This window comes from Herbaspirillum sp. B65, assembly GCF_000333555.1.
GTDB lineage: Bacteria > Pseudomonadota > Gammaproteobacteria > Burkholderiales > Burkholderiaceae_D > Herbaspirillum > Herbaspirillum rubrisubalbicans.
The window spans coordinates 1-8,235 of the sequence record NZ_BADI01000908.1; the positions used below are offsets into that span (position 1 = coordinate 1).

At 53.7% G+C, this 8,235-nt stretch carries 12 protein-coding genes and 2 pseudogenes; 5 read left to right on the plus strand and 9 right to left on the minus strand.

Annotation, left to right across the window (positions count from 1 at the left end; all coding sequences use genetic code 11):
- A pseudogene (locus tag I5W_RS30330) lies at window positions 1-442 on the plus strand (type VI secretion system baseplate subunit TssG); the annotation flags it as partial.
- Here I5W_RS30330 and I5W_RS30335 read toward each other — a convergent pair.
- The 7 genes and pseudogenes from I5W_RS30335 to I5W_RS21405 all read right to left on the minus strand — a co-directional run.
- A pseudogene (locus tag I5W_RS30335) lies at window positions 403-963 on the minus strand (AMP-binding protein); the annotation flags it as partial. The pseudogenes I5W_RS30330 and I5W_RS30335 sit on opposite strands and share 40 nt — an antisense overlap.
- Window positions 911-1,267 carry a hypothetical protein gene (locus tag I5W_RS32600; protein ID WP_252717161.1) on the minus strand — a complete coding sequence of 119 codons (357 nt, stop codon included), beginning with the start codon at window positions 1,265-1,267 and terminating at the stop codon, window positions 911-913. The gene I5W_RS32600 and the pseudogene I5W_RS30335, both read right to left, overlap by 53 nt.
- A gap of 85 nt (window positions 1,268-1,352) precedes the next feature.
- Window positions 1,353-1,574: a hypothetical protein gene (locus tag I5W_RS21390; RefSeq protein WP_044530747.1), complete on the minus strand. Its 222-nt coding sequence runs from the start codon at window positions 1,572-1,574 to the stop codon at window positions 1,353-1,355.
- Window positions 1,575-1,678: 104 nt separating this feature from the next.
- Entirely contained in the window at window positions 1,679-1,924 is a 246-nt protein-coding gene (locus tag I5W_RS30340; RefSeq protein WP_006465440.1) for an ogr/Delta-like zinc finger family protein, read from the minus strand.
- On the minus strand, window positions 1,915-2,115 hold the full coding sequence (locus I5W_RS21395) for a hypothetical protein (RefSeq protein WP_044530748.1): 201 nt from the start codon (window positions 2,113-2,115) through the stop codon (window positions 1,915-1,917). Before I5W_RS21395 ends, I5W_RS30340 begins: the two co-directional genes overlap by 10 nt.
- Window positions 2,108-2,350, minus strand: coding sequence for a hypothetical protein (locus I5W_RS21400; RefSeq protein WP_044530749.1), 243 nt, complete (start codon window positions 2,348-2,350; stop codon window positions 2,108-2,110). The genes I5W_RS21395 and I5W_RS21400 overlap by 8 nt, the downstream gene beginning before the upstream one ends.
- Before the next feature lie 15 nt (window positions 2,351-2,365).
- Window positions 2,366-2,566 carry a hypothetical protein gene (locus tag I5W_RS21405; RefSeq protein WP_044530750.1) on the minus strand — a complete coding sequence of 67 codons (201 nt, stop codon included), beginning with the start codon at window positions 2,564-2,566 and terminating at the stop codon, window positions 2,366-2,368.
- Between the two features lie 84 nt (window positions 2,567-2,650).
- On the opposite strand from I5W_RS21405, the gene I5W_RS21410 reads away from it, so the two are divergent.
- Both I5W_RS21410 and I5W_RS31575 read left to right on the plus strand, forming a co-directional pair.
- Entirely contained in the window at window positions 2,651-3,097 is a 447-nt protein-coding gene (locus tag I5W_RS21410) for a helix-turn-helix domain-containing protein (RefSeq protein ID WP_044530751.1), read from the plus strand.
- 63 nt (window positions 3,098-3,160) lie between these two features.
- Window positions 3,161-3,688 carry a hypothetical protein gene (locus tag I5W_RS31575; RefSeq protein WP_159106142.1) on the plus strand — a complete coding sequence of 176 codons (528 nt, stop codon included), beginning with the start codon at window positions 3,161-3,163 and terminating at the stop codon, window positions 3,686-3,688.
- Window positions 3,689-4,623: 935 nt separating this feature from the next.
- Here the strand turns inward: I5W_RS31575 and I5W_RS21420 are convergent.
- Window positions 4,624-4,818, minus strand: a complete 195-nt coding sequence (locus I5W_RS21420; RefSeq protein WP_006465445.1) for a hypothetical protein — start codon at window positions 4,816-4,818, stop codon at window positions 4,624-4,626.
- A 683-nt stretch (window positions 4,819-5,501) separates the two neighbouring features.
- On the opposite strand from I5W_RS21420, the gene I5W_RS30345 reads away from it, so the two are divergent.
- Both I5W_RS30345 and I5W_RS21430 read left to right on the plus strand, forming a co-directional pair.
- Window positions 5,502-6,026 carry an FxDxF family PEP-CTERM protein gene (locus I5W_RS30345; protein ID WP_306302680.1) on the plus strand — a complete coding sequence of 175 codons (525 nt, stop codon included), beginning with the start codon at window positions 5,502-5,504 and terminating at the stop codon, window positions 6,024-6,026.
- A 153-nt stretch (window positions 6,027-6,179) separates the two neighbouring features.
- Window positions 6,180-6,902 carry a Crp/Fnr family transcriptional regulator gene (locus I5W_RS21430; protein WP_044530753.1) on the plus strand — a complete coding sequence of 241 codons (723 nt, stop codon included), beginning with the start codon at window positions 6,180-6,182 and terminating at the stop codon, window positions 6,900-6,902.
- Between the two features lie 933 nt (window positions 6,903-7,835).
- Here I5W_RS21430 and I5W_RS34300 read toward each other — a convergent pair.
- Window positions 7,836-8,162: a Crp/Fnr family transcriptional regulator gene (locus tag I5W_RS34300; protein ID WP_083893597.1), complete on the minus strand. Its 327-nt coding sequence runs from the start codon at window positions 8,160-8,162 to the stop codon at window positions 7,836-7,838.
- Window positions 8,163-8,235: the final 73 nt, after the last annotated feature.

An 8,235-nucleotide genomic window follows, 5' to 3' on the forward strand; every position in this document is an offset into this window, starting at 1 on the left:
ATCGACAGTTCGTCGGCCATTGGATGACGTGCCGCGCGAGCACCAGACCATGCTGGGCTCGACCAATTCGGCGCTGGGCACGGCCATGGCCGGTGAGCGCGTCTGGCAGCGTGACTTGCGGATGCGTCTGCGTATCGGGCCGCTGGCCATGCGCGACTTCGAGCAGTTCCTGCCGGGAGCACGGGCATCGGTTGCACTGGCCCGCATGTTAGGAATGTTCACAGGATCGACCTTGGAATATGAAGTGCAGTTGGTATTGCGCGCCCCGGACGTGCGCGGCATGGCCCTGGACGCCAAGCGCCAAGGCGGTCGCCTGGGATGGGATACCTTCATCTCGACGGAGCCGGAAACCCGGGACCGCGCCGATAGGCCTTCTTCATCGACGATCTGCACCTCATGCCCCGGTACCGCGCGCCCCATGCTGCCTGAGGCGCTGGGATAGAGCTGTGAGGAAGAGGACACCACCAGGTTGCACTCGGTCTGGCCGTAGAACTCGTTGATGGTCACGCCCAGCGCCTCGCGGCCCCAGGCGATCAAGTCGTCACCCAGCGTCTCTCCACCACTGGCCACGCTGCGCAGCGAGAAGGGCCACTGCGAGCGCGGATCGGGGGTGCCGCGCAGCATCTTCAAGGCGGTCGGCGGAAAGAACACATTGCGGATCTGATGCCGCGCCAGCAGACCGAAGACCGCCTCGGCATCGAACTTCTCCAGCCGCCGCGCCAGCACCGCCACGCCGAACTGAACAGCGATCGGCTCAAAAATCTTGTTCCAGTGCCATACCGACATCAGCTCCAGCGCCTGCCCCACAACACGCCCACGCCACTTCAGCGGAATGCGGGCCAATTCACCGGCAAACTGGTGCGACTCGACGAAGGCCCGATGGCGACGCCGTGTCTTCGCATCAACTGTTCTAGACTGCATTGAGCGCTCTTTCATATGTCGTAATGGCACGCAGCACGGCATGGCGCATGGCCAGGCGCTCAGCTTCGGTAAAGGAGTGAATGGGGCATTCCCAGCGATCTGCCGAGAGTCCGGCCAGGGCCAGGATGTGCCGCCGCACCGGCTTGGCCATGGCCGCCCAGGAATAAGCAATCCCCGTTTGCAGATTGGGCCGCCTGCGATTGCGCAGCAGCGACATGGACTTAGTTAGCTCGGCCTTGGCAGCTTCATTGCCAGGAGGCGTCGGTACCCATGCAGCGCGCTCACGCAGCAGGTCCGATGCTGGACGGAATGACGCATGGTCCTTAATTCGTGCACCGCGCATCATTACCCTTTCACCAACCCGAGGGCCGCCAGAAGAGCCGGCGCAAGCAGCAACAGCACAGCGATGCCATGGGCGATCACAGTACGCATTACCACGCTCCCATCAGGCCGCCGAGGCGCTGCAAACGCTGGCCAAGGCGCTGTGCAATGGCAGATTTGCCCTGCCAGATCACATTCCACTGCAGTTCGTCTTGCAGTACCGCCTTGCGCAGCAGCATGCGCTGGGCGCATTGAAATTCTTTGATGTCGTCGCCCATGCGAAGCCGCAGCGAGGCGAGCGCAAGCGTTGTCTGTTGCTGATCGAGAGCCATGTGAGGTTTCTTTAGGGTGAGCGAATCCCGCGTGCGCCAAACGGCGCACGACAGGTTCTAGTAAATTTTGGGGTTCAGCGACCGGCTAGGCGGTCAGCAGCAAGTCAGGCAGTACCTGTTCCTTGGGGTGCAAGGTACGCACGGGGCGAGATGGGAAGGCTCACCTCGGGATTGGGCATGGCCGACAGGGAAACGGTACGAGAAATCTCCAGCGTGGCGACGAAGGTATGGCCGCAATCGACGTTCTGGCATCGATAGGTGATTTCCTTCATCAGCGTAGACATGGTCCGGCTTTTGGCTGCACGTACTGGGCTTTGGCAATGAGGGCACGGCAGGCTGATTACACGCATGTTGTTTTCTTTCCCTTGATGGCATAGAGTGCACGCCCCTTGCCAGTAACACGTTTGATACCTTCTCGAACAGATTGCGCTAAAGCGAACTCAGCAGCTTGTTCAATCGTGTCGAAACCTTCTCGCATCATGATCACTTCGAGGGCTTCGACTAAAGCAGGATGGGTGAACGGCAGTTCGATATCAGGCATTGCGAGGCACTGAAAAGTGGCTCGTGAGCGCCTTGGTTTGCACGTTCTGCTCGGCTAAGATCGGCATCGAATAGGATTGCGCCAGGGCGATGGCCTGATGCATCAGCAGATCATGGGCCAAGGTGGCCAGGTTTTCGCCCTGGTACTGCGCCAAGGCTTTCATGATGTCGTAGTTGTCGTCGTTGACGCGCACTACGATGCGGCGATGACGGATTTTGCGGGGATCGTCGTACATGGCGGTCTCCGATGCTCAAGCCCGTCCGGCTTTGACGTCGTTGTCGTAGGCGGCCATGCCGCGCAAGATCAGCAGGCGTACGAATGAAGAGCGCGTGCGCAAATCCTGGCGGGCCAGCTCAGCCAGTCGTTGTTCTTCATCAGCTTCAAGGCGGAAGGTAACTGCCACCGAAGTATCGGTGTGGGGGCGGGATACGTGCTTGGAGAAAGTAGGCATATGGGATAATCGTTGTACACGTCACTTAGCAATGACGTAAATATAGTGGGCGAACGCCTACATGTCAAACATATTTGTGGTCGTATGGAAGATTTCAAAACCCGGCTTAAAGGCGAGCGGAAGCGTTTGGGGCTAAACCAAGACAAGTTTGCACAGCTTGGCGGCGTCACTCGAGATACTCAACTCAACTATGAGAACGGCTCAAGAAAACCTGATTCCGATTACCTGCAGCGGTTATCCGACGCAGGAATTGACGTGCTTTTTCTGTTTACTGGAAAGTTGTCCGTTGGATCACTTTCGGACGATGAGGAAGAGCTTTTAGACGGCTATCGAAAACTTGATCTTCGCGCCAAGGCGCGCGTTCTTGGCGTGGTCGAAGGAGCGAGCGATACAGACAAACCTGCGTCCGCTCCCAAAGGTCGAGCGAACATCACCATTCACGGCGGCGTCGGGCAACAAATTCACGGGGAGACCTTTAAAAAGGTCGTGGGCCCTCAGATAGTTAAAGTCCCATCTAAGAAAAAGTCATGAAATGGAGCGGTGCCTCTTCAATGTGATAGATGGCTGCGTTGAGGGTTATTTTTACGAAGTAGGGTGGTAATGGTAGGGAAAATTAATATTCGCGGAAACGTTTCCCAGCTCATCAATGGGAATGTGCATAGTATCAGTGGCCCAACGACCATTGGTACTCGGAATTCGAGTGAAGTAATAGACGCGGAAGATCCTCCACGGATCACTGAATTCCAGCGGAAAAGAATCAACGTATTAGTGAAAGAATGGTCTGCCATTTCCGGTGAAAAGGAAGTCGAAATTTATAAGGTCTTTATGAAAGACTTTGGAATTCGATATTTCCGCGAGCTCCCGATTGAGCATTATTCGACCGTGAAAGAAACGCTAGAGGAATGGATTTCGGCTGGTGCTGCCAAAGCAGGTCCGGTTGCGGTACCAGAGTTGGTGAAAGCACACAGTGAAAGAGTGCAACATCAACTTGGATGTCCGGCTTGCATTGAAAAGGACGCATCTTTCGGACGTGCTCAAAGGGCTATATTTGCACTGGCGGCCTTGGCGTTTTTGCTCTCGCTATTATGCGGATGGCTGCTCTATAAGATGCCTGTTTCTTGAGTTGCGTCCAAGTTGACTCCTATTTGAAGTAAATGAATTCCTCAATCATCCTGGTCTAGCCTAGGGGGCGGGTAATCCAGGAGAGGGCCAGTTCTGCGAGGAAACCAACACATCGGATAGTTTTGGCTTAAGAGACCGCCGAAAAGTCATACGTCAATCTGCTCATACAACTATGCAGAACAAACTCATAGCGATGTTTTTTCTATGTTAGGTACCGAACAGTTCGGTACAAGCCAAATCGTTACCTTAATCTACTGAACATCTGTTCAATCAATTCCCTTCTAGTCAAAGTCGGCAAGAGCTTGTCCGGAAGTCTCGAATCCAGTCCCGTCTGTCTTCATCTGTTCGACAAGGAGTTCATATGCTCACTTACGAAACTGCTGGTAGCGATGGTAGCTTCTGCTACCGATTGGAGTACTCGCAGTGTGATGCTGGCTGGTTTCTCGAGTCCATGCTGGTGAAACGAGGCGGTGAATCGATACTGTTGAAGCGCGGGCCAAAGACTGTTTATCGTACAGAGGCGCTAGCCATTGCCTACGGAATCAATAGTTGCGAGGCCATTGTTAGCAGTTTCACGCTTGGAGCTTTGAGTTGGAGCGAATACAGGAATTCTCACGGGCAGTTACCTTGATTGGGCCGCTCATTCCTTGCCATCCAGGTTTCTTTTCCCCATTTTTTTACGAATTATTCCGGCCGGTTTCCAGATGAGAATCACCCAAGAATCAATTCGATTTTCTCCTTTCGAAAACGAAAAGTTGTGTCCAAAGGCATCATCCAGCTCCGCATTTCTTGCAGCGTTGAGTAGAGCTTTTCTTTGGACACCTATGTGCTCGCTTGCGGTATGGCTATCGGTAGAATAGGCGGGCCATTGGGCTATCCATAGAATGCCACGTTCAAAAGAAGGGGCCCTCTTGTCGTCGCCCCTTTAATCTCATCTACGATTTCTTGCCATCCGTTTTGTGAGATGTCGAGTGCCCTTGCTTCTTCGTCATGGTCGAATATTGGCCGCCTGCGACCGGGTCGCCGTCGTTATCGCGGCTGGACTTGACGGTCTTGCCGCTACTCTCTCCCGCGACCGCCAATTTTTGGTAAGTGCTAGTGTCTTTGCTGCGTTGATTTTTGCTAGACATGTCATTTCTCCTTGAGTGTCGGTTGGCAATTCGTCTGCGCTTCCAATATCGCTACGCCGACGATGAGACATGCTGTTCCTATTAAAATTCAGCGGATGTAGGTGCAAGGCTTATGTCGCTGTAGTCATACTGGCTATGCGCAAATTCATTTACGCCATTGGTTTGTAAGGGATATGGAACTGCATCCTCTATGGTTGTCAGCGCACATACCAAAAGCTTTTTATGGATTATCGTGAATGTTAAATCGCGGCGGGATAACGACCGTAGAAACGCTCGTCGCGCTTCAGAGGAGTTCGCTGTCTTTATGCCCCCTGGTCACAGCGGCACTTTTGTCGTCTATCGATAAAGCGTGGCAGCCCATACGTTAGCTCGCATATATGAGCTCAAAGAATGAAAAAGATGCTCGTGGAAAAAATATAAAAATTCTTTCTTAATGTTCGGTGGCGAACAGATTAAGAATGTCCGAGCAGGCGATGCTTCGTCTTGCAGTAAGCGTGAATGGCATATGGCTTGCAACGGCGTCAGCACTGTTCATTCAAATAAGCGCGTCGTTCCTGGATATTCCCAAGGCTCCAAGAAGAATCAAATCGTAGCAGTTCGCTTTCCACTATCTTTGCCACATTCAACCTAGAGGTCACTCAATGAAAAATGTCATTTCAGGGGTATTCCTATCCGCTTCCTTGATGCTGTCCAGCGCCGCTGTCCATGCATCGACCGACATCAACAACACTTCCACGATCACTTTCAACGGGCCCAGCTCATCGATTGGTGCCTCATATGGAGACGGCACCAGCGGCAAGACTTTCACCGAGAATTTCACTTTCGCACAGGGTACCGTCTTCAACGTTTCGTCCGCGGTGATCTCGATCGCACTGGACTCCATGTCGGGGCTCAACATCAGCAGCTTCACTCTGAGCGGAAACGGCGTGACCGCGACTGGGCATCTGACTTCCAGCACAGGCTTGCAGACATGGACCTTGCATGCCTCCAATCTTACCTCCGGGCTGTACACCCTATCAGCAATCGGCAAGGTCACGGGTACTAGTGGCGGAAGCTTCGGAGGCAACATCAGCGTGGCCGCGGTTCCGGAGAATTCCACTGTGGCAATGATGCTGGCTGGGCTTGGCATGGTCGGCTTCGCTGCCTTGCGCCATCGTCGCAAATCGAAGATGCATGGGGCAAATTCGACCGGCCTTGTGCCGGTATAAAAGGCAAAGCGGAAGAACTTTGAAACTGCCCATGCGGGCAGTTTTTTTATGCTGAACGCTTCCATGTGTCCGGTATCGAACATCTGTGAATCCCAAGTCTATCGTTATTTTCCGATCGGCACTCAATCTCCCTTGCCCCAATTGGATTGCAGCATGTCTAATTCAAATCTTCCATTAAAGAATCATCTTCTGGCTGCGTTGGCACCGGACGTGCAGCATCGTCTGCTTCCCCAGCTGGAATGGATTTCTCTTCCCTTGGGGATGGTGCTCTACGAATCGGGCGATACGTTGCAGCATGTCTATTTCCCGACCGACTCCATCGTGTCCCTGCTGTATGTCATGGAAGACGGTGCGTCGGCAGAAATTTCCGTAGTTGGCAACGACGGTTTTATTGGCATCCCCATTTTGATGGGAGGAGAAAGTACTCCCAGCAGAGCGATCGTGCAGAGTGGCGGTAGCGCTTATCGTCTTTCTGCCAGCCGCTTCAAGGAAGAATTCCATCGCGATACTGGTACGCTTCATCTGATGTTGCGTTACAGCCAGGCGCTGCTGACGCAGATGGCGCAGACCGCCGTCTGCAATCGCCACCATTCCATCGACCAGCAGTTGTGCCGGTGGTTATTGTTATCTTTGGACCGACTGTCGGGCAACCAGGTGACCATGACGCAAGAGCTTATCGCCAACATGCTTGGAGTGCGGCGCGAGGGCGTCACCGAGGCAGCTGGCAAGCTGCAACGGCAGGGTGTAATCGAGTACAGCAGGGGGCGGCTGACAGTGCTGAACAGACCCAGACTGGAAGAGCTGTGCTGCGAATGCTACGCGGTGGTCAGAAAGGAAACCCAACGCTTGTTACCGCCTACCCGCTTCGAAAGTTGATGAGGCTAACACTTCGATCTAGCGCCTGCGCGCGTAGCTTGTCGAATGGCTGGAACTCGGCAGCTTGGTCAAGCAGCTTTGGTTACGTAGCGCACCGACCGTACGCGAGGTCATGGGTACGATCGGATTTAAGAGGAATATCAAATTTGTCGGCGCGCCCATGGCCGGTAGATGGCGCTCATCTTGAGCACGGAGGCGATTGCAGGAGTTCAGGCATGCACACCAGCCGCATCAAGTTCTTCAAGGGATTTCAGATCGAGGTCACGGTAACTCGTTACGCAGAGGATTGTTGCGTATTTACTAATATACGGCGATTTGCCAGGATTTCAGCGACTGGGGGCGATGTCATTTTTGCGCAATGGGTTGACCTGCGGGCACGCTCCTCCGCAATGGCCTTTCAGTACGCGTTCGTACGCGCACACTCCGAAATAGAGAAGCGCGGAGTGCACGGCGAGCTTACAGGCACTTAGACGTCAGATGACCTCCCCAAAGTCGAGAAGTATCGTCGATCTAGGTTCCGCTAAGTTGGGTAACGAACAGAGAACCGACCGTTAAGGCAATAGAATGGGGGGTAATGGCATAGTACTTCCTTGAAGCCGGCCGGCTCTGGATCGGGAGGCAGTTATGAATACAAGCGCACTAATCGGTGGCGGTATCAGCAGCGATTTCGACGGCAACTTGATGGAGTAACTTGAACTACGTAACGTCAAGATTTCAGCCATGTAGAAGAACGATCTGGCGGTTGCAATCGGCGACCAGCACGGGGATCTTTATGGATTCATCGGAGCGGATTCGAAGTCGGATCTGGCCATCTTGCTCAAATCCTGTCACCGCTTGAGTGCTGACACGCGTTTATGCCTGGGCGGAAAGTTCCAGAGAGTCTTGTCACCGTCGGTTAGCACGCCAGTGCACGGCGGACGCAGCGTAAGCTTGCTATAGCGTCTTTGTATAGAGCTTAGTTTCGTCGATGTAGCAAGAACACGCCTGCTTTTCAAGGTGCTTTCGGTTGAGAATGGTCACGTGGCCGCGGCTGTATTCGATAATACCGTTGCTCCGCAATTGGGTGGCCGCTGCAGTGATACCAACACGTCGCACTCCCAACAACGATGCCAGTGTTTCCTGGGTGATTGAAAATTCTTGGGCATTGGAGCGATCCTGACTCATTAGTAGCCACTTTGCGAGGCGCTCGGAGAGGGTATGGGAATTTGATGCAGCGGCATGTGCTATAGAGTTGCTCGATGACGATGTTGATGTATCGATTCAGCACCAGTTGTAGTCCCTTATTTTGGTTCAATTCAGTGCGGAAAGCTGCGGTGGAAATACTCCATGCTCG

Bases quoted from the DNA above. Each gene is read 5' to 3' on its own strand.
- I5W_RS30340 (WP_006465440.1), bottom strand. From the start codon at position 1,924: ATGCGTGTAATCAGCCTGCCGTGCCCTCATTGCCAAAGCCCAGTACGT.
- I5W_RS21400 (WP_044530749.1), bottom strand. From the start codon at position 2,350: ATGTACGACGATCCCCGCAAAATCCGTCATCGCCGCATCGTAGTGCGC.
- I5W_RS21430 (WP_044530753.1), top strand. From the start codon at position 6,180: ATGTCTAATTCAAATCTTCCATTAAAGAATCATCTTCTGGCTGCGTTG.
- I5W_RS30345 (WP_306302680.1), top strand. From the start codon at position 5,502: ATGCTGTCCAGCGCCGCTGTCCATGCATCGACCGACATCAACAACACT.
- I5W_RS21395 (WP_044530748.1), bottom strand. From the start codon at position 2,115: ATGCCTGATATCGAACTGCCGTTCACCCATCCTGCTTTAGTCGAAGCC.
- I5W_RS21410 (WP_044530751.1), top strand. From the start codon at position 2,651: ATGGAAGATTTCAAAACCCGGCTTAAAGGCGAGCGGAAGCGTTTGGGG.
- I5W_RS21420 (WP_006465445.1), bottom strand. From the start codon at position 4,818: ATGTCTAGCAAAAATCAACGCAGCAAAGACACTAGCACTTACCAAAAA.
- I5W_RS21390 (WP_044530747.1), bottom strand. From the start codon at position 1,574: ATGGCTCTCGATCAGCAACAGACAACGCTTGCGCTCGCCTCGCTGCGG.
- I5W_RS21405 (WP_044530750.1), bottom strand. From the start codon at position 2,566: ATGCCTACTTTCTCCAAGCACGTATCCCGCCCCCACACCGATACTTCG.
- I5W_RS32600 (WP_252717161.1), bottom strand. From the start codon at position 1,267: ATGATGCGCGGTGCACGAATTAAGGACCATGCGTCATTCCGTCCAGCA.